This is a genomic window from Rhizobium sp. WCS2018Hpa-16, assembly GCF_031843705.1.
Lineage (GTDB): Bacteria > Pseudomonadota > Alphaproteobacteria > Rhizobiales > Rhizobiaceae > Agrobacterium > Agrobacterium tumefaciens_C.
In genome coordinates, this window is record NZ_JAVTIX010000006.1 from 1 (window position 1) to 22,392 (window position 22,392).

14 protein-coding genes and 3 pseudogenes are annotated in these 22,392 nt (G+C 56.4%); 7 read left to right on the forward strand and 10 right to left on the reverse strand.

Annotated elements, in window-relative coordinates; genetic code table 11:
- The 3 genes from RQI55_RS16990 to RQI55_RS17000 form a co-directional block, all read left to right on the forward strand.
- A partial coding sequence (locus RQI55_RS16990) for an MBG domain-containing protein (RefSeq protein WP_311276919.1) occupies window positions 1-2,979 on the forward strand: 2,979 nt, incomplete at its 5' end.
- A gap of 16 nt (window positions 2,980-2,995) precedes the next feature.
- Window positions 2,996-4,732 (forward strand): ShlB/FhaC/HecB family hemolysin secretion/activation protein, encoded by a 1,737-nt coding sequence (locus tag RQI55_RS16995; protein ID WP_311272961.1) that lies wholly within the window; start codon window positions 2,996-2,998, stop codon window positions 4,730-4,732.
- An 85-nt stretch (window positions 4,733-4,817) separates the two neighbouring features.
- Complete coding sequence (locus RQI55_RS17000) at window positions 4,818-5,450, forward strand: invasion associated locus B family protein (RefSeq protein WP_311272962.1); 633 nt, start codon at window positions 4,818-4,820, stop codon at window positions 5,448-5,450.
- Between the two features lie 109 nt (window positions 5,451-5,559).
- On the opposite strand, the pseudogene RQI55_RS17005 reads toward RQI55_RS17000, so the two are convergent.
- Window positions 5,560-5,785 (reverse strand): annotated as a pseudogene (locus RQI55_RS17005) (IS3 family transposase); the annotation flags it as partial.
- A gap of 192 nt (window positions 5,786-5,977) precedes the next feature.
- Here RQI55_RS17005 and RQI55_RS17010 point away from each other — a divergent pair.
- Together RQI55_RS17010 and fdhA are read left to right on the forward strand one after the other, a co-directional pair.
- Window positions 5,978-6,343: a contact-dependent growth inhibition system immunity protein gene (locus tag RQI55_RS17010; RefSeq protein WP_311272963.1), complete on the forward strand. Its 366-nt coding sequence runs from the start codon at window positions 5,978-5,980 to the stop codon at window positions 6,341-6,343.
- A 688-nt stretch (window positions 6,344-7,031) separates the two neighbouring features.
- Window positions 7,032-8,222 (forward strand): formaldehyde dehydrogenase, glutathione-independent, encoded by a 1,191-nt coding sequence (fdhA, locus tag RQI55_RS17015; RefSeq protein WP_311272965.1) that lies wholly within the window; start codon window positions 7,032-7,034, stop codon window positions 8,220-8,222.
- 147 nt (window positions 8,223-8,369) lie between these two features.
- On the opposite strand, the pseudogene RQI55_RS17020 reads toward fdhA, so the two are convergent.
- Window positions 8,370-9,617 (reverse strand): annotated as a pseudogene (locus tag RQI55_RS17020) (methyl-accepting chemotaxis protein); the annotation flags it as partial.
- Window positions 9,618-9,758: 141 nt separating this feature from the next.
- Window positions 9,759-10,283 (reverse strand): annotated as a pseudogene (locus tag RQI55_RS24265) (MCP four helix bundle domain-containing protein); the annotation flags it as partial.
- Between the two features lie 1,277 nt (window positions 10,284-11,560).
- On the opposite strand from RQI55_RS24265, the gene RQI55_RS17025 reads away from it, so the two are divergent.
- Window positions 11,561-12,472, forward strand: a complete 912-nt coding sequence (locus RQI55_RS17025; protein ID WP_311272966.1) for a LysR substrate-binding domain-containing protein — start codon at window positions 11,561-11,563, stop codon at window positions 12,470-12,472.
- 62 nt (window positions 12,473-12,534) lie between these two features.
- Here RQI55_RS17025 and RQI55_RS17030 read toward each other — a convergent pair whose 3' ends face one another.
- From RQI55_RS17030 to RQI55_RS17055, 6 genes are all read right to left on the reverse strand, one after another.
- Window positions 12,535-13,815: a TRAP transporter large permease gene (locus RQI55_RS17030; protein WP_042616945.1), complete on the reverse strand. Its 1,281-nt coding sequence runs from the start codon at window positions 13,813-13,815 to the stop codon at window positions 12,535-12,537.
- Between the two features lie 3 nt (window positions 13,816-13,818).
- On the reverse strand, window positions 13,819-14,370 hold the full coding sequence (locus RQI55_RS17035) for a TRAP transporter small permease (protein ID WP_192066272.1): 552 nt from the start codon (window positions 14,368-14,370) through the stop codon (window positions 13,819-13,821).
- A 75-nt stretch (window positions 14,371-14,445) separates the two neighbouring features.
- Complete coding sequence (locus tag RQI55_RS17040; protein ID WP_311272967.1) at window positions 14,446-15,441, reverse strand: DctP family TRAP transporter solute-binding subunit; 996 nt, start codon at window positions 15,439-15,441, stop codon at window positions 14,446-14,448.
- Between the two features lie 36 nt (window positions 15,442-15,477).
- Window positions 15,478-16,386: an NAD(P)-dependent oxidoreductase gene (locus RQI55_RS17045; RefSeq protein ID WP_311272968.1), complete on the reverse strand. Its 909-nt coding sequence runs from the start codon at window positions 16,384-16,386 to the stop codon at window positions 15,478-15,480.
- On the reverse strand, window positions 16,383-16,697 hold the full coding sequence (locus RQI55_RS17050) for a putative quinol monooxygenase (RefSeq protein WP_311272969.1): 315 nt from the start codon (window positions 16,695-16,697) through the stop codon (window positions 16,383-16,385). Before RQI55_RS17050 ends, RQI55_RS17045 begins: the two co-directional genes overlap by 4 nt.
- A gap of 5 nt (window positions 16,698-16,702) precedes the next feature.
- Window positions 16,703-18,061: an SAF domain-containing protein gene (locus RQI55_RS17055; RefSeq protein ID WP_311272970.1), complete on the reverse strand. Its 1,359-nt coding sequence runs from the start codon at window positions 18,059-18,061 to the stop codon at window positions 16,703-16,705.
- A gap of 455 nt (window positions 18,062-18,516) precedes the next feature.
- Here RQI55_RS17055 and RQI55_RS17060 point away from each other — a divergent pair, with 455 nt between their 5' ends.
- The gene (locus RQI55_RS17060) at window positions 18,517-19,830 is read left to right on the forward strand and encodes an MFS transporter (RefSeq protein ID WP_311272971.1); all 1,314 of its coding nucleotides are present in this window, start codon (window positions 18,517-18,519) and stop codon (window positions 19,828-19,830) included.
- A 20-nt stretch (window positions 19,831-19,850) separates the two neighbouring features.
- Here RQI55_RS17060 and treY read toward each other — a convergent pair whose 3' ends face one another.
- Entirely contained in the window at window positions 19,851-22,343 is a 2,493-nt protein-coding gene (gene treY / locus RQI55_RS17065) for a malto-oligosyltrehalose synthase (RefSeq protein ID WP_311272972.1), read from the reverse strand.
- Between the last annotated feature and the right edge of the window lie 49 nt (window positions 22,344-22,392).

Genomic DNA, 22,392 nt, shown 5'->3' on the forward strand with positions numbered 1-22,392 from the left:
GGCAATGTGTCAGCGAGCAACTCCCTCGTCGGCACCACGCAAAATGATCAGGTGGAAAGTTACGGCGTCACCGCGCTGACCAATGGCAATTATGTGGTCAGAAGTGCATATTGGGACAACAATTCGATCAAGGATGCAGGTGCCGTAACTTGGGGCAACGGCAACGGTAGCACCTTCGGTGCCTTGTCAGAGAACAATTCCTTGGTCGGCACAACAAACGACGATCAGGTGGGTCTCCAAGCCATCGTTTCGCTGACCAACGGCAACTATGTCGTGGTCACTAGGTATTGGGACAAGGACTCGGTCAAAGATGTCGGTGCCGTGACATGGGGCAACGGCACTGGCGGCACCTTCGGCAAGGTGTCAGCGAGCAACTCCCTGGTCGGCACCAAAGCCAATGATGAGGTGGGGAATGGCTCCGTCTATGCACTGACCAATGGCAATTATGTCGTGCGTAGTACCCTTTGGGACAATGATTCAACAGCCAATGTCGGCGCCGTGACATGGGGTGACGGCACAACCGGCATCTCTGGTTCCATTTCCGCGAATAACTCTCTGGTCGGCACCACGCAAAATGATCAGGTGGGGGCTAGCGGCATCACCGCGCTGACCAATGGCAATTATGTGGTCAGCAGCAGGAGTTGGGACAATAATTCGATAACAGATGCCGGTGCCGTGACATGGGGCAACGGCACAACCGGCATCTCTGGTTTCGTGTCCGAGACTAACTCCTTGGTCGGCACCAAAAGCGGTGATTATGTCGGGAATGCCGCAGCCATCGCACTCACCAATGGCAATTATGTGGTCAGAAGCTCCTATTGGGACAACGGTTCGGTCGCCAATGTCGGCGCAGTGACATGGGGCAATGGCCTAATCGGCACCATTGGAGCCGTGTCAGAATCCAACTCCCTGATCGGTTCAAGGAGCAATGATGCTGTCGGGGGTAGCGGGGTCTATGCCCTCAGCAATGGCAACTATGTGGTAAGTAGCAACACTTGGGACAATGGAGCGACGGCCGATGTCGGTGCACTGACATGGGGCAACGGCTCAATGAGCACTTCTGATTTCGTGGGAGCCAGCAACTCACTGGTCGGACAGTCAATGGGTGACCAATTGTCTTACGATGAGGAAAATTCCTCTGCCGGCATCTTCATTGGCAGAACCGTCAATGACATTACTCATGTTTATGCTGGCCTCACAGATATCAACGCCGCAAATGGCGGACTCACCTACCAGAGGCTTCCCGGCCAAACGCTAACGCTCTCCACTGGTGCGCTAACCTCCATTCTCGATTCGGGTACAAACCTTTCCCTCCAGGCCTCGAACGACATTTCGATCCTGAGTCCTATCATTTCGCTTGGCATGGGCTCGCTCAGCCTATCCGCTGGTCGCTCCATCATTATCTCTCGTGAAATTACTGTGGGCGGAAACCTTACCCTGCTGGCCAATGCGCCTCAGAGTGACGGCGTCATCGCGGCAGACCGTGAAACGGGCGCGGCGGTGATCGATACGTCGGGTGCCATTCTCAACGTAGCTGGCACATTCACGGGAACCATCGGAACAGGTGATGGACGCACAGAGAATGCAAGCGGTAATCTAAGCCTCGGCAATATCACCGCTGGAGCCGTGAATCTTGCCAATCTAGGGCTGACCACAGGCACCGCGATCGCGCTCACCGGTAACATCAGTACGGCGGGTAATCAGGCCTATGACGGCGCACTGAAAATCAACGGGGCAGATGTCACGTTGGCCACCGACCACGGCGGCAAGATCGACTGGAAACAGGAAAGCACATCCTCAATCTCTGCGGGCACCGCCGGCAATAAAATCACCTTCTCTGAAGGTGGTGTGACGACCCGTGTTGGTGTCCTGGATACCGCAGACGCCGCCCGCCTCGCCCTCGCTGGCGGCAACGTCAGCCGGACCTATGGCGACGCCAATCCTGCTCTCGGCGGATGGGCCCTCACAGCAGGCGCATTACGCTCGGGCCATACCCTGGACACGCTGCTTACGACAGCGCCAACTCTGAACTGGGCCAACACTGCCGCCGATGCCAACAGCAATGTCGGTAGCTACGAGTACCAACTCAACGGAACCGGTGCGGCTCTTGCGTCGAACGCTCAGGGGTATTTCCTCAATCTGGCCCCCGTTACCGGAATGCTCACGGTCAACAAGGCACAGCTCACAGTGACCGCCGCTAACGGTACCATGGTCTATGGTGACGCTGCACCGAACCTCGGCTACAGCGTATCGGGCTGGAAAAACGGGCAAACGGATAGTCTGCTTTCCAACGTCACCGTCTCGACCAATGCAAACTCGTCTTCAAATGTTGGTAACACCTATCAAACCGCTGCATCCGGCGGAACCCTGTCAGGCCAAGCGACGGGCAATTACACCCTCGCTTATGCCAATGGCAGCTTCTCCGTCACACAGGCTGCGCTGACGATCACCGCAGATGACGCTTCCATGACTGCGGGTGCGACAGTCCCGACAATCGGCTATAGTGTTGCAGGCTGGAAAGGCAATCACGGCAACAGCCTCCTCAGCAACGTGACGGCCTACACCAATGCAACAGGCTCGTCGCCAGCCGGATCGCAATATTCTACCTTTGTCGAGGGCGGCACTCTTTCGGATTCTGCTAGCGGAAATTATAACGTGCGCTATCAGGCCGGTCGAATGACCGTGACCGCAGCAAGCAGTGGCAGCACAGGTGGCGGAAACGTCATCACCCTACCAACGCCGACAACAATTCCGTCTCTGCCTAATCCGGTCTTTACGTCATCTCCGTCCGGTGGATTTAACCCTGTACAGGTGACAACCGTCGCATCGATTTCGCCGCAGCGCGTATCCTTTAACACGGACATCCAGGCCAGAATCCAACAGGCAGTAGCGACAAGCATGACGATCGAAAGCCCGAAGATGAGCGGGGCAGTCTGCTCGCTCGGACCAAATTTCTCCGTCTCCTGCTCAGCTAACTAAATTACGGTAAGCAATCATGAATGAATTAAAGTCGATATTGTTGGCTGGAGTTGGCTCGGTAGTATTTGCGGCTGCGGCTATGGCCCCGGCAGGCATCGCGCAAGCTCAAACGGCCGGACAGTTGGTTTCACCAACTTACGCGCCACCAGCGGTGCGCCCCGTGGACGGTGGCCTCTCGATGGAAGGCTCCACCGCTCAGGAAGCGCCAAAGGGTGCGGAAAAACTGCGCGTTACGCCCTCTGGCCTTTCGGTACAGGGAGCGCGACCAGAGCTTGCTGCAGAGACCGCACGGGTGGAAGCTTCGCTGAAAGGCAAGCAGGTCACCGGTGCCGATCTGTTCGCCGCCGCGCGACAGTTGGAAGAAATCTACGCGAAGGCTGGCTTCATTCTTGTTCGCGTCAGCCTGCCACCGCAAACAATCAAGAACGGCATGCCTTTGCGCCTCGTCGTAACGGACGGTCAGGTCGAGGCAATCGATTCTTCAGCTCTGTCGCCGGTCGTCCGCAGCCGTATCGAGACAATGCTTTCACCGCTGGTCGGCAAGTCAGGCCTGACAAAGGCTGACGTCGAGCGAAAGCTCCTGCTTGCAGGAGACATGCCCGGCGTCATGCTCAAGTCGACCCTCAAGGCTGGCTCCAAGCCGGGCAGCACCATCATTGTCATTGATGGCCGTTATGATGCCATGACGTCGACGGTAACGTTCGACGACAGTCTCGGCCGTAATCTTGGCACCTTCGCCATGGGACTGGGGGTAGACTTCAACAGCATGCTCGGCCTTGGTGAGGTTGGTTATCTCCGCATGACCGGCTATCCCGGCTTCAACAACAGCATTGCTTCAGATGATCCGCGCAACCGTCAGATCGTCGCAGGCTTTACCCTGCCTCTGGGTATGGACGGCGCATGGCTGAACATGGAAGGCGTTGACAGCCGCACCAATCCCACGTCCGATTTCGCCTACACGATGGAAGATCACTATCAGCGGCTATCAACCAAGCTAGGCTATAGCTGGGTTCGTTCGCGTGATTTCAATACGAGCTCCGTCATCGCCTATGATGTTTTGCGAGAGCGACAGAAGCTGGATCTGGCTGGTACCTCCACACCCTTCACCGAAGATCAACTGCGCGTTTTCCGCCTGTCTCAAACGGCTGACGTCATTCTCCCCTGGGGTGCTTCAGTTGGCGGCAACCTCAGCGCATCCTTTGGCGCCGATTCATTTGGCGCACGTTCAGCCACATCGGCACTTCCCCTTTCGCGCGATGGCGCGGAGCCGGACTTTTCGAAGTTGGAACTCGCCGTCAATTATGGCCAGTCCATGCTGAACGAGCGCGCCCACCTGACGATCGCAGGAAAGGCGCAAACCTCATTTGGTGACTCCCTTGCATCATCAGAGCAATTCGGTATTGCGGGTTTTGACTGGTTGTCGGCCTTTGACGGTGGCAAGCTTCAGGGCGATGGCGGTGTGGCGACACGCGCGGAGGTCAGCTTTCCCATCGTGCTCGGCATGACGCCTCCATTTGGCGGGGCGGTGGCACCCTATATTTTTGGTGCGGCTGGATTGACCAAGCTTGAGAAGCCAAGCGCTGTCGAAGATGCCATCACCCGTGCAACGAGTTTCGGTGCCGGACTTCGTGTCGGCCTTTCAGAACAGGCGACGCCTCATTCCACCACTCTGACGCTGGAATATGCCCATGGGACAGCCACGGGGCTTGAAGCAGAGAACCGTTTCAATCTGCGCTTTAACGCAACATTCTGAACCGGCATCATCTTACGTCATTTGCGCGGCCGCTCCTGCTAGCAGGCCGTGCATAGTCTTAAAAGCAAAGTAATTCGAGAAATTTATGCGTACCACAATTTCCCTCCCATTCGCCGCTGCCGTCATGAGCGCAGCGCTCGTCATCTGTTCGCCCGTCGCTGCGCAGGACGCTTCGAAAACCGCGCCAGCCGCAGCGAAGGGAGATGCTCCCAAGCCTATCGTCGCGTCTGAGCCGACCGTTACCACCGCACTTTACGGTTCCTGGACATTGCGTTGCATGCAGTTGCTGCCCTCTCAAGGTACCGAAGGCAAAACGGCCCGTCCCGCCGCACAAAGCTGTGAAATCATTCAATCCGTTCAGCTTCAGGGCCAAGCACAGCCTATCGCACAGATAGCCTTGGGCCGTTTGCCCAATGACAAGGACTTCACCTTAACCGCGCTTTTGCCGGTCAACATTGCCATTCCCGGTGCCGTTCAGATATTCGGCAACGGCAAGTCGGATGCAGAGGCAAAGAGCATGCTGACGCTTGCCTGGCACAAATGCAGTGCCGGCGCCTGTGTCGCGACAGCTAAGCCGGACGCCGCAACACTCGCCATTTTCCGCAAGGAAGAGGCTGGCCAGCTTCGCTTTGTCGATGCAAGCGGCAAGGTGCTTGGTATTCCCGTATCCTGGTCCGGGTTTGAGCAGGCGATTGACGCGCTTGCCAAGAAGGACTGAAGCAATAAACAGCACACCGACCCGCCGGGCTTATCATCATCCCAGCGGGTTGGCGAAGACCTGCCGCTGGAGTGACATCCGGCTGCGATGAGAGCCGGGGCGGAGAACACCCATGGTTTTTTCCAGCCCGACGTTCGCTCATTCGGTGGCGATCCATCAAACCAGCAACAGCTTTCCGCCCTGCTGCGGGCGTAACCACTTCTTTCCTAAAATGTTTTGAAAGCGGCATTATCGAGGATGTCATCCCCCAGGAGCCGCTTCAGCTAAGAGGCCTCGTCCTTTAGCACGTTCAGCCGCTTGGCTCGGAATACGTCCACGCCGTCGAATTTGGCCTGCGCGGGCAATGAAATATGGCAAGCAACTGGGTGTTCCGATAAAGGTTACGGTGATAAAATGAGCAACGATATTGTACACATTCCGGCTTGTCATGTTTACAGGAAAAAGAAATTTATTTCTGTGAAAACCATGTCAGGATACAGGCTGCGTCTCGGTGACTTTCGTGCCGGTGAGAAGCGATTTCCCCCGATGTGGGGAACGTTCAGTTGGGTGAAGCCGTCATAGAGGCGCTTGCCAAAAGTCGCCAGGTTTCGCCAGAAGAGGATCCTGAACTCTGGGACAACAAGAAGCATGCGGCGCGGTATGTCGCCTGGATTCAGGATATTATGGAGACGTTCGGTTTTCGGACAAAGAGCTTGATGTTCAAGGGTATGGTCCTTTGCTCGGTTGAATGCTCGGACAGTAACATCGTGATGAAGCCGACCAAACGTTCCCGTGGTGATGGATTTGAGGGCACACTGGGCCGGGAAAAGGACTATGTCATCATTTCCAAGGATAGCAGCAACGAAGACATCGGCGCCAACCTCCGTGTTGCGCTGAGCCGCTGCTTCGGTTGACCACCCCAAGCTGAACTCGCGCTGCTGCGCGCGCGTTACGCAGCGGGGACTGAATGTCCATGTGGAATGGTAGGGACGAGTGCGGACTTCGCGCATACGCCCAGCCAAGGCATCACAAACGCAACGTGCAAAGCTGCAGCAAGGGCTCTGGCTTGTGACTCAAGCAGCGTGCGCACAAAAGCCGGCCCAACCAAGGCACATGTTGAATGACGGCTGGCTGGGAGAGACGTTCAACCGGTCCGCAAGACATCGCGGACGATGGTGAGCCCGTGCGTTGGAGTGCTAGCCAGCGTCCTTGCGATAGAGCAACACTCTAAACGCATATTTTCCATCAAAATGCAATACATATTTTTTAAATGACTTATATACCCAGATCGATACTAATAGATATCAACGCCAATACTTAAGAAACAAGACGGCATTCGATCGACTGTCGGTCGATATACTGTCAGAACATAAGCGGTCGACATCAACCTTTACGCGCACCTCGCAGATCGCTTTCCAAACCGTCGCTCGTCGCCATTTCGCCGCCATATGTCGTTGTCGCGTTAGTCGAATAGCTATGTTGATGTTCTGCTGATGGGGTTGAGGTGCATTGTCTTTCGGCATGATCTTTTGAGGAGAAAGAGGTTTGGCTGATCAGGCGAGCACTTGAAACGTCGTATCTGAACTCGGAGGAGAGTTAGGAATGAGCAGGAACAGAGGTGTAGTGTATTTGCGGCCGGGCAAGGTCGAGGTGAGAGATATCGATGACCCCAGGCTTGAGGCGCCGGACGGCCGTCGGATAGAGCATGGTGTGATCCTCAAGGTCATTTCCACCAATATTTGCGGGTCCGATCAGCACATGGTGCGAGGTCGCACGACGGCCTTGCCGGGTCTTGTGCTGGGCCATGAGATTACCGGTGAGGTCATCGAAAAAGGCATCGACGTCGAGATGCTGGAAGTTGGCGATATCGTTTCCGTGCCGTTCAACGTCGCCTGTGGTCGGTGCCGCTGCTGCAAGTCACAGGATACTGGCGTGTGCCTCACCGTCAATCCGTCACGCGCAGGGGGAGCCTATGGCTATGTCGATATGGGCGGCTGGATCGGTGGCCAGGCCCGCTACGTGACCGTGCCCTACGCCGATTTCAATCTGTTGAAATTCCCGGATCGCGACAGGGCTCTGTCGAAAATCCGTGATCTCACGATGCTGTCGGACATCCTGCCTACGGGTTTTCACGGGGCGGTTAAGGCTGGCGTCGGTGTTGGATCGACGGTCTATGTTGCAGGGGCCGGTCCAGTCGGTCTCGCAGCCGCCGCCTCAGCGCGCATTCTGGGTGCTGCTGTCGTGATGATCGGGGATTTCAACAAGGATCGCCTTGCCCATGCCGCCAAGGTTGGATTTGAGCCGATCGATCTGTCGAAGAGCGACCGGCTCGGGGAAATGATTGCTGAGGTAACCGGGAGCAACGAGGTCGATAGCGCCATCGATGCCGTTGGGTTCGAAGCCCGCGGACATTCCGGCGGCGAGCAGCCGGCGATCGTTTTGAACCAGATGATGGAGATCACGCGCGCAGCAGGCTCGATCGGTATTCCAGGTCTCTACGTCACGGATGACCCCGGTGCGGTTGATGAGGCAGCCAAAATGGGCAGCCTCTCCCTTCGCCTGGGTCTTGGCTGGGCGAAGGCACAGTCCTTCCACACCGGCCAGACCCCCGTGCTGAAATACAATCGCCAGCTCATGCAAGCGATCCTTCACGATCGGCTGCCGATTGCCGACATCGTCAATGCAAAGATCATTTCGCTTGAGGACGCCGCACAGGGCTATGAAAGCTTTGATCAGGGGGCTGCGGTGAAGTACGTGCTGGACCCACATGGAGACCTGACAAAGGCTGCCTGATCTGCTCGAGCGGCCCTCAAAATGGCGACACTTGCCCTCCGCACGCGGCAGGGCAAGTGCAGTATTCTCGGCTGAATTGCCATTCCCGGCAAACCAGAGGATGCGAAAGAGGAGAACCCACTTTCGCATCCTGTCTCACGACGCTGGTCAAGCGGAGTGACGGAACTCCTCATCATACGCGTCTGGTCCACCCATCGACATATCCAGCGCGAAGCCTTTCGCACGTGCCTGCTGTGACTGCAGGGAGTGATCCTTGGCAGAAGGGCGTGGGGATGCGGCTGGTTTCGCTGTGCTCCGTGGTTGTGGATTTGACCGGGATGGCTGTGCGGAACCGGTGCGATCGACCTTGAAGAAGGAAATGCTCGCCTGAAGTTCTTCGGCCTGTGCGGCCAGTTCTTCTGATGTTGCCGACATCTCTTCGGACGCACCCGAGTTCTGCTGCGTTACCTTATCAAGCTGCTGAATGGCCTCGTTGATCTGGCTTGCACCAATATCCTGTTCGCGGCATGCAGCTGAAATCTCGGCCACCAGTTCCGCGGTCCTGCGAATGTCGGGAACGAGGCGGTTCAGCATGTCACCGGCTTCGGTCGCAACCTGAACGGTTTCACCCGACAGCTCCGAAATTTCGGCTGCTGCGGCCTGACTGCGTTCTGCCAGCTTGCGCACTTCAGATGCAACGACCGCAAAGCCCTTGCCATGTTCACCGGCGCGTGCGGCTTCCACAGCAGCATTGAGAGCAAGAAGGTCGGTCTGGCGCGCAATTTCCTGCACGATGGATATCTTTTGGGCGATGGTGCGCATGGCGGTTACCGCACGGCCCACGGCCTCGCCGCTCACTTCCGCATCCTTGGAAGACTGGCGGGCAATCTTTTCGGTCTGGGCGGCGTTGTCGGCGTTCTGCTTGATGTTGGCGGCCATCTGTTCCATCGAAGCAGATGCTTCTTCGGCAGAAGACGCCTGTTCTGTTGCGCCCTGCGAAAGCTGTTCAGAGCTGGAAGACAGTTCCTGGCTGCCGGATGACACATTGCCGGCTGCGGCAAGCGCGTCAGTGACAACACCGCGAAGGCGTTCCACCATTTTCTGGAGAGCGAGGCCCAGTGTGTCATTTTCCGAAAGAGGTTTGGGGGTAACGGTGAGATCACCGTTGGAAATCAGGTCCGCAACCTTGGATGTCTCGCGCAGATTTCCAACCATGCGAAGCATTGCCTGACCGAGCACATCCTTATCAGAGAGTGGCTTGACGTCCTTAGACAGGTCGCCCTCGGCGATCGTGCTGGCAACCTCGGCGGTTGCGCGCAGATTTCCAGTCATGATGTTGATGCGGTTGACCAGATCCTTGATTTCGTCATTCGTCTTGATATCGACGTCCTGGTTGAGGTCTCCCAAAGAGATAGCTTCGGCAACGACCATGATCTTGCGCAGACCGCTGCTGATACCAAGGGCGATCCAGAGAGCCGTGCCGACTGCAATGACGACAGCTGCCAACGAAATGATAATCAGCAACATGCGGGTCTGCAGATAGTCAGCATTCTGAGACGCTTTGGCATTCTCAAGACGTGTGCGGTTCATGGTGACGCCCTGCTCGAGCTTCTGCGTCAGCGCATTTGCAGCGGTGCGGCCTTCTTCCGATGAGTAGGCGGATGCGGCAGATGTGTTGCCTTGACGGACGTATTCCCGAACGCGGTTGTCACTGGCTTCAAACGCCTGGGTAACCGCCAATAGCTCAGCCCAGTAACTGCGCGTCTCAGTGCTGGCTGTGGCTGCCATGTCGTTGATCATCTTGTCCATTTCGGACCGTAATTCGTCGCTTGTGGCGATGTGTTTTTGGACTTCCTCCGGTGTCGCTGCCAGAATGATATTTTTCTGAGCGCGTACCGTGGAAATCGACAGGGCATTGATCTGGTGTGTCTTGTCCAGGCGCACGACCGTGCCGTCCACCACATCATCCATTGCGTCCTTGGCAACGCCAAGGCTATAGGTGCCGTATGCAGCAATTCCGGCGAGCATAAAGATCAAAAATCCGAATGAAACCGCTAGTTTCATTTTAATCGTAAATCGCATTTTAGACTTCCTTAGAGAGGTCGATATTTATTACGAGAAGTGCCGTTCACGTGTGTGTCTGGCTATGGGTCGAACTGGTAAATGGCTCAAACAGGGTTCGACACTCCATTCTCCTAAGAAATCTATTGAACATCGAATAAGTCGACGCGTTCAAAGGTAGATGTTCATTTGAGATTCGACTGCGGCACCTGATCTTTTTGAAAGCTCCCATGAGGACGGGGCGCACCGCGCCTTCCTGTTGGACATAGTATTCCCATCTCAACGCCGTGTACTCAGACCGCCACTCCCAAAGCGGCAAGCACAGACGCGCATCGATGAAATCGATTTGTAATTTTCCACAAGCGGGCAGGCTGGCAGGTGCGTAAACGCTCCAGAAGTCAACCAGATTGAAGAACTATTTTGGGAGGGGAACTGCTGCTCTCATCATGTGATCAGCGGGGTGCAGTAACTTCACAAACCATTGAATTTACGAAGTGACTTTCCACGTAGAGGACTAAAGTAGTTACAGTTAACAGGAGTTTAAAAAGCAAATGCGAAACTTCGCCCATTGGCACCGAAGCACTGCGCCAACATGCGGAAATGACGATCCAATCGATATGATAATTCTAGACACGAGCCGACAGTGCGGCCTGTTTTTGGCAGGCTAGGCGAGCTTGCCATCCTGTTTTCGCATCAATTGACGCACTTGCGCCGCTGGCGCATCCGGCCAATAAATCAGGCCATTGCTGCCGTTATTCCTGCTGGGAAGAATAGGTCCAAGACCGAAGGCTGGACGGAGTCTGATCGCCATCCACCGGGCTTTCACTCAGCTGGTAATTGGCCGACCTGAACAGGCTTTACAACTCGGTTGGACATGTTGACCGACAGATTTCTGTCTAAAAAAATAGAGCTCTGAAACTGACTGAATGACCGCCATTTACGCCGAAATATGACGTAAATGGCATGATGCCTTTTGCCTCTCAGAGCTGTTTATTTCTCGCAACCTGAGACAGCATACGCTCTGCTTCACGCGTGCGGGCGCAAACGAGCGCGTCCCAGATCTTCTTTCCAAAAGAGCTACGTGCGTGGTTTGAATTGCGGTTCATTTGATTGCTTTCTGGTTTGCTTTCTGAGCCTATTGATAAATCAGGCAGGCGGAAAGTTGCAGTCGAAAGCTTGCATCGCTGCATTGCGTTTTTGTCTTGATGAAAGCTTCAACAGCTAAGACGATGCAGTAAGGTGAGGTCACCCCGCAAAACCTTGCCGCAGATAAGGCGACCGAGAGAGTTCGAGAAAGCATGCAGCTTCCCATTAAATCGATTCTGGTTTTTCATGCTGCGGCAAGAGCTGGAAGCATTTCACGCGCTGCGGAAGAACTGAGTGTTACTTCGTCGGCTGTCAGCCAGCAGATTCAGGTGCTTGAAGGCCAGCTTGGGGTAACGCTGCTTGCAAAGGCTGGTCGCGGCATCATGTTGACAGAGGCGGGCGAACGATATTTTTCGATGATTGCCGATCAGATCGAACGTATCGAAGAGGCCACACGGACTATCAGGGGCTTCAGGTCAGTCACGACACTGACCGTGCGGGCCACACCCACTCTCTCCAACAAATGGTTGCTGCCACGGCTCGGCACTTTGCTTGATACGCATCCCGACCTCGAACTGCGCCTTGATGGCACCAATGAACCAACGGATTTCAATCAGGAAGCAGTCGACATCGAAATCCGGCATGGTGATGGGCGCTGGCCGGGCCTTTTCGTAGAGGGCATAGCGGAAGAGCAGTTTTATCCGGTTTGCTCTCCGGATTACGCGGCAGCTGGCAGCTTGAGCGCGCAAGACCTGCTCGAACACCGCCTTATCCATTCGGTAAAATCGCAAGCCCAATGGAACAGCTGGTTCCCTTTGGCCCAGATCTCTCCAAAGGAACGATGGCCCCGTATTCTTTTCGACAGAAGCCACATGGCCATTGATGCCGCAGTTCGGGGAATGGGCATTGCTCTGGAGAGCACCCTCATGATGGGCGATGAGATTGAAAGTGGGCGGCTGGTCTGCCCGGTCGCTTCGCCACCGACTGTGAGGATCACGACGCAGTGGATTGTTTGCCCACGAGACCACCTTCGGCAGAAAAAGGTGCGCATCTTTCTGGACTGGTTGCGGCTTGAACGAGAGACCTGGCAGGCAATCTACCCACTGGGCGCCCTGCCAGCTTAGCTGGCCGTTGCGCTTGAGGATCGTCCGCCCCGGACGATCCTGAGATTCGAAGTGTAAACGCCTCAGTACATGCCCAGCAGGCGGATCGGCCCCAAGGTCAAGACTGGAAACAGCACGAGGGCAAATATAGCCAGCGTCAGCACCGCCATGGGCCCAAGCGATCCACGAATGACATCCTCGACACTCATGTTCGCCACCTGAGCCGCTGCAAACAGGCAAACACCAACGGGTGGCGTCACAAGCCCGAGCGTCAGCGTCATAACCGTGACAATCAGGAAGTGCATGGGATCGATACCGAGCGCCTCTACGGGAGGCATCAACACCGGAATGAGAATGAACATGGCCGGGATGGCTTCCATGAAGATACCGATGATCAACAGGAAGACAAAGATAACGAGCATGCCCGTCATGGGACCCAGGTTCATGCCTTTCAGCAGCTCGGCAACCTTTTCCGGCAAACCATCATAGGTGAAAACCCAGGCTGCGATCTGCGACGTCGCTGCGATGAAAAGGATCGTCCCGGAAATACGCGCGGTTGAGATCAAAATCTCCGGCAATTCCTTGATCGGCAGCGTCCGATAAACAAGAACGCCGAGGATGCCGACATAGACCACGGCAATCGCTGCCGCTTCCGTTGGCGTGAACAGGCCGCTGGCGATGCCGATGATCAGGATGAGCGGTGTCAGCATCGGCAGGATGGCGCGAAGACCGGTTACGATAACGACGCGCATGTTGAAGGGTGAAGGCGGATTATAGCCGTAATAGACCGAATAGATGTGATTATAGACCATAAAGGCGAAGGCGATAAACAGACCCGGCACCAGACCTGCAACCAGCAGCGTTCCAATCGAAACATTCGCAATTGAGCCTGCAATCACCACCAGGATCGATGGTGGAATGATCGACGACAGCGTTGCCGTGCAAAGCGTCATGCCAACGGCATAGCCTTTGGGAAAGCCGTGGCGCTCCATGGCCTTGATTTCGATGGCGCCAACGGAGGCAATATCGGCAACCGATGAGCCGGAAACGCCGGAAAAGATGACCGACGAGATGACGTTGACGTGGCCCAGGCCGCCCGGCAACCAGCCGACCATTGCCTCCGCAAAGTCAAAGATGCGTTCTGCGACACGCCCACGCTCCATCACCGTACCCACGAGAATGAAAAGCGGCACTGCAACGAGCAAAAACGAATTCATCGACGAGAACATCGTCTGCGACAGGAGATCGAGCGGCATTGAGGTGTAGATTGACAGAGTCGCGACACTGGCAAGAGCCAAAGCGACGGCCAGCGGAATGCCGAGCATGCTCAGCCCGAAAAAGGAGACGAGAAGAAACACCGACATGGTCTAATGTCCTGACGTGATGGACACATCGGCGTGGGCAATTTCGCCCGCCGGAAGTCCGAGTTCTGGAAGTGCGATCAAGTCGCGACGGCTTTGCAGAGAATCGATGATCGCCAGGATTGCGATGACTGCCGACACCGGCATCACCATGCCAATGAGCCACATCGGTATAGGCAGCGTCGCAGCCGTTTCATTCATCATGACTTGCTGGCGCATGAGCGTGAACCCGGTCCAACCCATCAGACCGAAGAAAAACACGGACGAACCGACATAAATCGGAACCGCCAGATGCTGGAACAGGCGCCGACCCATAACGAGAAAGATGACGACGCGGGCGCTTTCAACGGTTCGAAAACCGGCTGCAAGGCCAAGAAAAACCATCCAGATGAAAAGAAAGCGAGTGGCCTCCTCGGTCCAGGGAAGGGGATGGCCCGACAACCGGCCGATGACCTGCAACAACACGACGATCAACACGCCACCACAGGCGACACCAGCTGCAACATCCGCAATGATTTTGACCACGGTACCCAGCAGCGAACTCACGGAACTACGCATATAAATGCCCTTTCAAGGAATGATGAAAAGATGGGAACCGACACGTTGCACTGAGCACAACGTGTCGGAAAAGCATCAATTCGTCTTGATGAAAGTACGCGTGCGATCGAAGAAGGACTGATCCTTGACCAGGGTTGAGAATTTGTCGGAAAGACCTGCCGCGACATCGACAAAGGCCTTGCGCTGCTCGTCGGTCAACTCGTTGACCTCCATACCATTCGCCTTCAAGGTCGCGATGGATTTTGCGATGTCGCCATTATCGTTTTCAGCTTTCCACGCTTCCGTTTCTTTGGCGGCATCGTTCAGTGCGGCCTTGAAAACGTCGCTCAAACCATCGTAGCGTGCAGGGTTCATGCCAAGCACCCAGGCATCCGCAATGTGGTTGCTGATCGTCACGTATTTCTGGACTTCGTAAAGCTTTGCGCTGACGGGGACGTTGATCGGATTTTCCTGACCGTCGACGACCCGCAACTGCAATGCGTTGTAAACTTCTGCGAAGGCCATAGGCGTCGGTGCCGCCCCCATGGCGCCGAAAAACTCGACCCACAATGGATTGTTCGGAACGCGCAGCTTCATGCCCTTCATGTCAGCGGGGGACGTGATGGCAACCTTGGAATTGGTAATCTGGCGGAGCGGCCTTGACCAGAGATCGAGCCCCTTGATGCCGATTTTGCCGAGATCGGATTGCAGCTCCTGGCCAAGATCGCTGTCGAGATAGCTGCGCAGCTGTTTGATATCGCGGAACTGATAGGGAATGGCAATTGCCGTGAATTTCGGGTTGAAGGTTGCGTACAGCGATGTCGAGTTCAGCAACAGATCAAGCGAACCGCCCGCCAGCTGCTTCACGCCAGCCGATGGGTCACCGCCGTAGAGCGTGCCGTTGGGGAAGACCTTGATGGTCAATTCACCCTTCGTCTTGGCAGAAACAATTTCTGCGAATTTCTTCGCGGCAACTGTAATTTCTGATGTGTCTGCGTCTGGCGTGGAGAGTGTCAGCGTTTCCGCATGTGCGATAGAAACGGACATAAGCGCCGCCGCAGCGATCAAGCTACGAATCCCGTTATATTTCATTGTCATTCCTCCCGTTGGTGGTCATATCGCACGCATTCAACAGTTTGACTGTGAATTCATACGCTGTATTTCGCGGATAACTCCGCTGTGATCCAGTTCGCCATCGCCATTGTCGACCATGGCCTGGAAAAGTCGGTCGACCTCCTCGCCGACCGGTAGTGTCAAGCCACGGCTTCGCGCAAATGCCAGAGCCGTGGATGTATCCTTCACCTGATATTTAGCGGGTCCACCCGGCACAAAATTCCCTTCAACCATGCGCAGGCCATGTTGACGGAAGACGGTTGAGTCGGCAAAGCCCCCAAGCAATGCTTCGCGGACCTTTGCCGGGTCCGCACCGCCGCTTTTAGCAAGCGTGAGTGCCTCGGCGACAGCGCAGATTGTTGACGCCACGATCAGTTGGTTTGCGAGTTTCGTCAGCGCACCGCTGCCCAAAGGGCCGACATGTGTGACACGTCCAAGGTGGGAAAAGACCGGTCTAAGACCGTCCACAACAGCCCCTTCGCCACCGGCCATAATGGCCAGGGTGCCTTCAACGGCCCCCTTCTCCCCGCCCGAAACGGGCGCATCGACGCAGAAGACGCCGCGCGCTCTAGCAGCCTCAGCGATGGTAACGGCTGTTTCCACCGGAATGGAGCTCATCACTACGAGCACCGATCCAGCCGCCATCGCGTTAACGACGCCGCCCTCGCCAAGCAGAACCGCTTCGCAAACCGGCCCCGAGCTCAGCATACAGACAACCACCGTGGCCATGGACGCGGCCTCTGCTGCAGTGGCAACCGTGGCTACGCCCCTGCCATGCAGTGCCGCTGCCTTTTCCAACGTCCTGTTCCACGCCTTGACCGTGTAACCTGCCTGCGCCAGGCGACCGGCCATGGGTGCGCCCATGATGCCGGTGCCGATGACGGCAACGGTCGTGTCACGCCTTTGCCCGTCCATTTCGCTCATGGGTATTGCCGTGTGGAAAAGCGGACGGGCCGCTCTTCCACGATCAATGACGGGAAAGCGTCTCGAAACCGGCCGAGATGTGGCGTTTCCAGATGCGCGTCGAAGGCTTCCCGGCTGTCATAGACTTCGTAGAAGACAACGACGTCATCAGAGCCTTGCTGGCAGATCACATCGAACTGGTGGCAGCCCGGTTCATCTGCCACAGAATGCTTGGCATCATCCTTTGCTGCTTCCAGAAAGGCGGCCAGGCAACCCGGCTTTATCTGGAACTCTGCGATGACCACGAAGGCCTTGTTGTCTAGCGTTGTCATGGGGCTCACTCCGCCGCTATTTTGGCAGGACGGAAGCGATTTTCCATCTCCTGGCGAAGTGCAACGACATCAAGGTCATTCACAAGTTCCACGTCATCGAAGGACACGATCTGGTCCTTCTTGATCGCACGCTTGAGTTTGACATTATGTGCAAGCCCGATCGGAAGCGCCTTGAGATCCAGACTGCGGCTGGCCGGAATGGCATTGGCCCAAACGGCGTAACCGCCCTCACCGTCCAGCATCTCGCCCGGCTGCATGTCCTTCTTCGCGGTTGCAACCGCATCGCCGCGAAACTCCTTCGAGCATCCGGTCGGCTCGTTGCGCAGAACGGCAGACAGAACGCTGATGGATGTTTCAAGGCCGATGATGTGGAACGGACGCCACATGGACGCGTACCAGCCGGATGGATCCGTCAGAAGGCCGTATTGCTTGAAGCAGGCACGTGCATACTCATTATGCGCCTTGAATGTAACGAAAACACCGTAACGGATGTTGTTGAAGACCTCGCGGCCATCGGGCTCCTGACTGGCCGCGATATCGACCAGACCCGAGCGTGCCATGCGGCCGCCGTCGGCAACCGGTCGGAACACACGAGCCAGATCATGCAGGCCTGCGGGCGGGAAAGCCAGACCGTCATCCGGGCAATCAAGACCAGTCCCGTTGGCAACCGCCGCCATCTCGATCGCAGCCTTGGTGCCATCGGTGAAGGAGTTGTAAAGCTTCGGATTGAGATTGTCCGCAGCCACCTGCTCCTCGGTCCATCCGAACAGACCCCAGACCGTATCGGGGGTCGAATAGCGGTAGCGCGGCTCAAAATTCATGCCTTTGCCCGCCGATGTGATTTCAAAGCCTGTTGCTCTGGCCCAATCGACGAGTTCACAAATGAGGGCTGGCTGGTCACCATACGCCATGGAATAGATCAGGCCCTTGGCACGAGCCTTTTCCGCGAGGATGGGCCCCACCATCACGTCAGCTTCCACATTGACCATGACCACATGCTTGTTGTGTTCGATAGCGCCGAGTGCATGGCGCGTGCCTGCAATCGGGTGGCCGGTCGCCTCGATAATGCATTCAATCTCGCCGCATTCAAACAGCGCCCTGACATCGTCAGTGACGAAGGTCGTGCCGTTCTTCATGGCATCTGCGGCGCTCGTGGCGGAATACCGCTCCTTTGGCCAGCCAACCCGGTTCATGGATTCTTTTGCTTTGCCGACATCGAGATCAGCAACGGCAACCATATGGAAACCGTCGATCCGTTGCGCCTGAGCAAGGACCATGGAGCCGAACTTGCCGGCACCGATCAGTCCAACCCTGACCGGCTTGCCGCCCGCGGCCCGCAACGAAAGAAGAGAATACAGGTTCATTAAACAAAGTCCTCAACTAGGGAATGAATGTGAGGAGTGCTCTGCTTGGCAAAGCTACACGAGTTCACCAAAGCAAAGCTCGCGCTTCGCTGGTCCAAGGTGGCGTCAATGCTGTTTCAATCTCCTCCAAGAAGCACCGGCAGAACCGCCACTCCCAGCTGCCTCCCAAGCAACTTGTATTAAACCTATGTTAAGGGAGAAATTAGCTCAATTTAGAAAGTCGTAAAAACACATTAGATTTTCTAATCTATTGGCCAGCAGTTGAACTGCAGTTTTCGAGCCGAGTGCCTGCACGCCCCCTCGCTTCTGAACCGTCTAGCCACACCACTGCGTATTATTTGCAGCTCCCATCTTTGAATTAGGCGCCGGGCATGTAAGAACCCTTGCAAGTGTTGAAAGGCAGCAGCGATATGCCTCTTGACCCTGTGCGGGCTGCACAAACATTTGGGGGTGTTATGGTATCGTCTGTTACGGTTGAGGATGGCCTCAAAATTGCCGGTGTCGGCGCGTTTCAAAAGCGGCTTTTTGCGATTTTTGGCCTGGTCTGGGCAGCGGATGCCATGCAGGTTCTGGCGATCGGCTTCAGCGCGCCGTCAATTGCCAAGAGCTTCGGCGTCACCGTGCCGCAAGCGTTGCAGACGGGCACGTTTTTCTTTCTCGGCATGCTGGTTGGCGCATTCGCGTTCGGGCGGTTGGCGGATCGGATCGGTCGGCGGCCGGTTTTGTTTATCGCCATCATTCTCGATGCGGTTTGTGGTGTAGCCTCGGCCTTCGCGCCTGATCTGCAATGGTTGATTGTCGCACGTTTTCTGACCGGCATCGGTGTCGGAGGTACGTTGCCAGTTGATTACGCGATGATGGCCGAGTTTCTGCCCTCTGACCGGCGCGGACGCTGGCTGGTTCTTCTGGAAGGATGCTGGGCCATTGGCACGGTTGCGCTGGCGCTTCTGGCGCTTGTCGCTGGCACACAGGGCGGAGAAGCCTGGAGAACGATATTCTTCGTAACCGGTCTTCCAGCACTCATCGGCATTCTGTTGCGCCTTTATGTGCCTGAATCGCCCTTCTACCTCAATCAGAAGGGCCGCTCGGATGAAGCACGGCAGGTGTTGCAACGGGTGGCGAACACCAATGGCAATACGGACGAAATACCCCCGTTGGCCCCACAGGCGCGGCAGCGCACCGCGCTAACCGACCTGTTTTCAAGCACTCTGCGCCGCAGAACGCTCTATCTCATGCTGGCATGGCTGCTGATCTCGGTGTCCTACTACGGCGTGTTCGTCTATCTACCGGTCAAGCTGGCGGCAGATGGCTTCGGCTTCGTGCGCGGTCAAGTCTTTCTGGTGTATCTGGCTATTGCTCAGTTGCCCGGCTACGCGCTTGCGGCTTACGGCGTGGAAAAATGGGGCCGCAAGCCCACCCTGATCGGCTTCCTGTTGCTCAGCGCCATCGGCACCTTCGCTTTTGGACTGGGCCAGAGTGCGGAAATCGCGGTTGCGGCAAGCCTGCTGCTCAGCTTTTCGCTGCTGGGCACTTGGGGCGCAATCTACGCATTCACGCCCGAGCTATACCCCACTGCCCTTCGCGCAACGGGCATGGGCACAGCCGGGGCCGTGGCACGCTTTGGTGGTTTGCTGGGACCGCTCGTCGTCGCGCCGCTGATGGTCTCGAATTTCGGGCTGGCACTGGGGCTCATCTCGGGCTTGCTGGTTCTCGCCGCCGCCAGCGTCTGGCTGATAGACGCTGAATCGAGACATCAGGCCCTAGAATAGAGCCTGATGTCTCCAATATCCTATCGCTTTTTAAGCAGCGCCACGCCGTGGCCACCAGTGACCTCTGCGGGGTTGATCGTCACGCCGAGCTGCCATTCCTTGCTTGTCAGCACATCCACATAGGTGTGGTTGGCAAGTTCGGGCGGAAGCGGAATCTCGACAGATGAATAGGAGCTCTTCCCATCGCCGTCGGCCTGCATCGTCATGCGTTGCGTAATGGTGATGAGAGCCGCGTCCGGGCTCACCCGTGCAAAGGCAACAAAATGGCCAGCGCCTTCGCCCTGTTCAACCAATGGAACATAGGTGCCGGCACCAAACAGTTGCGGTATTTTCTGGCGCATCGGCAACACGGTGGCGATCAGATGCTGTTTCAGTTCAAGGCTTGAGCTGTGCTCACCTTTATCCAACTGCTTCTGAAACGTGTCGAAGTCCGGCATACGCCTGTTATCAGGGTCCACAAGGCTGAGGTCGAAACCTTCGCTTCCCTGATAAATGTCTGGAATGCCCGGCGCTGTGAGCTTTATCAGCGTCTGCGCCAGACTGTTGGAAAGCCCCGCCTTGACGAAAGGCTCCAGCGTATCGTTGAAGTCCTTGAGAAACCCGCTGTTTTGCGGCGCAAGAAGATCGCGCACATAGCCCGCCACGGCACCTTCATAGGCCCCGTTGTTCTCGCCCCAATCCGTGCGCAGCTTGGCTTCACGCAATGCCTTCTCAAGATAAGCAAGAAAGCGTTCTTCCAATTCCTTCAGCGCTTTTTCATCCGTCCAATCAAATTCGACGGGCCAGACACCCGCAAGCGCCTGATAGATCAGCCACTCCACCGCAGGCTCAGGCGCGGGGCCATCGTCCAGCGTCTGAACGAAAGGCGCATTCATGGTCTGCCAGCGCTTCACGGCATCCGCCCATGTGCCCGGCTGCTCCGTGATGGCGTAGAGCCGCGCACGGGCGTCTTCGCCCCGTTTCGTGTCATGGGTCGACGTGGCCGAGAGGGCGTCCGGCTGCTGCCGAAGCCGCTCAGTCATCGCCTCATGAAACTGATTGACGGAAAATGCATGTTGCAGGGGCTCAGCGCCCACTTCATTTAGCGCAAGCGCCATGTTCTGCCGATAAAACAGCGTGTCTTCCACCGATTTTGCCATCAGCGGGCCGGTCAGTTGCTGAAAGCGCGTCCTGAATTCGCACGCCAACTCACCCGTGCCTTCGCTTAGCAGGCTCTGAAGACTTGCAAGCACGTCGGCATCCGGCGCGTGAGGGCCGGCTTTGATGCTTTCAACGACATCATCCAGAACCGCCTTGCTCTCATTGGGAAATCCATCAGGCGTGCCATAGGTTCTGTAGACCGGAAAGGCGACCAGCAATTCACGCAACGCCGACCGAAGCTTCTCGTCATCTGGCTGTCTGTTATGCGGCTCAGCGCCAAGCAGGTCACGCGCCATCTCAAGCAGCCGGTTGAACTCGCCGGCAAAGTTGCGGTCCGCCATTAAAAGCTTGGCATCCCGCAAGCGCTTGGGCATATCCACGGGCTCGCCGAGACATGCCTCATAGGCCGCGCGCAATTCACCCAGCTTATTATCAGCGACGAACAGATTGCTCAGCGCCGCGATGAACTCGTAGCCGGTGGTGCCGAAAACAGGCCAGTCCTTGGGCAGTTGCTCCTCTGGGCCCAGTATCTTCTCAACGGTGATATGGCACTCTGTACCAGCTTCGCGGCGCAGACGCTCCAGATAGGCTTTGGGGTCGGCAAGGCCATCGACATGGTCCACGCGCAAACCATCCACAGAGCCGTCCCGCACAAGCTCCAGAATGAGGCGATGGGTGTCGTCGAAAACGTCGGGGTCTTCAACGCGTACGCCCACCAGTCCCGCAACTTCGAAAAACCGGCGATAGGACAGGTCGCGGCTGGCATCGCGCCAGGATGTGAGGCGGTAGGGCTGGCGCTCATGCAGCTCAGCAATTGCAGCCGTATTGATCGTTTCGAGCACGCTACCGTCCAGACCGGCATAGGAGGCCGGGTTTAACGGATAGAACGAACCTTCGTAAAAAAGTGCGGGCTTGCCCGTCTCAAGGTCTGTCTTGACGCTGATCTTGCCCGCCTCCAGTTCCTTGTCAAAGTCATCACCCAGAAACGGCAGTGTCAGGCGGCGTGACCAGTCGATATCGAAATGCCGGGCATATCGGCTGTCTTCGCCATGTTCGATCACATCTTTCCACCATCGATTATCAAGAGACGACGCCATGTGGTTGGGCACGATGTCGAGGATCATGCCAAGACCTGCTGATTTCAGCGTCTGCACCAGCCTGTCGAAGCCTTCACGACCGCCAATGGCAGGATCGATCTCGTTGGCGTCGGTAACATCATAGCCATGGGTGGAGCCTTCCGTGGCCGTAAAAACGGGTGAGGCATAGAGGTGGCTGATGCCGAGTTGTTTGAGATAAGGCACGAGTGTCGCTGCGCGATCAAAAGTCATGCCGTTGCGGAATTGAATGCGGTAGGTGGAAGTCGGGACGGTCATGCAAGGCTCCAGTGGGAGAGGAGCGAGAACTGCACCGGCCACGACTTGT

Coding starts and splice junctions, on each gene's coding strand:
- RQI55_RS17040 (WP_311272967.1), bottom strand. CDS start 15,441: ATGAAATATAACGGGATTCGTAGCTTGATCGCTGCGGCGGCGCTTATG.
- RQI55_RS17050 (WP_311272969.1), bottom strand. CDS start 16,697: ATGACAACGCTAGACAACAAGGCCTTCGTGGTCATCGCAGAGTTCCAG.
- RQI55_RS17060 (WP_311272971.1), top strand. CDS start 18,517: ATGGTATCGTCTGTTACGGTTGAGGATGGCCTCAAAATTGCCGGTGTC.
- fdhA (WP_311272965.1), top strand. CDS start 7,032: ATGAGCAGGAACAGAGGTGTAGTGTATTTGCGGCCGGGCAAGGTCGAG.
- RQI55_RS17045 (WP_311272968.1), bottom strand. CDS start 16,386: ATGAGCGAAATGGACGGGCAAAGGCGTGACACGACCGTTGCCGTCATC.
- RQI55_RS17000 (WP_311272962.1), top strand. CDS start 4,818: ATGCGTACCACAATTTCCCTCCCATTCGCCGCTGCCGTCATGAGCGCA.
- RQI55_RS17025 (WP_311272966.1), top strand. CDS start 11,561: ATGCAGCTTCCCATTAAATCGATTCTGGTTTTTCATGCTGCGGCAAGA.
- RQI55_RS16995 (WP_311272961.1), top strand. CDS start 2,996: ATGAATGAATTAAAGTCGATATTGTTGGCTGGAGTTGGCTCGGTAGTA.
- RQI55_RS17055 (WP_311272970.1), bottom strand. CDS start 18,061: ATGAACCTGTATTCTCTTCTTTCGTTGCGGGCCGCGGGCGGCAAGCCG.
- RQI55_RS17035 (WP_192066272.1), bottom strand. CDS start 14,370: ATGCGTAGTTCCGTGAGTTCGCTGCTGGGTACCGTGGTCAAAATCATT.
- treY (WP_311272972.1), bottom strand. CDS start 22,343: ATGACCGTCCCGACTTCCACCTACCGCATTCAATTCCGCAACGGCATG.
- RQI55_RS17030 (WP_042616945.1), bottom strand. CDS start 13,815: ATGTCGGTGTTTCTTCTCGTCTCCTTTTTCGGGCTGAGCATGCTCGGC.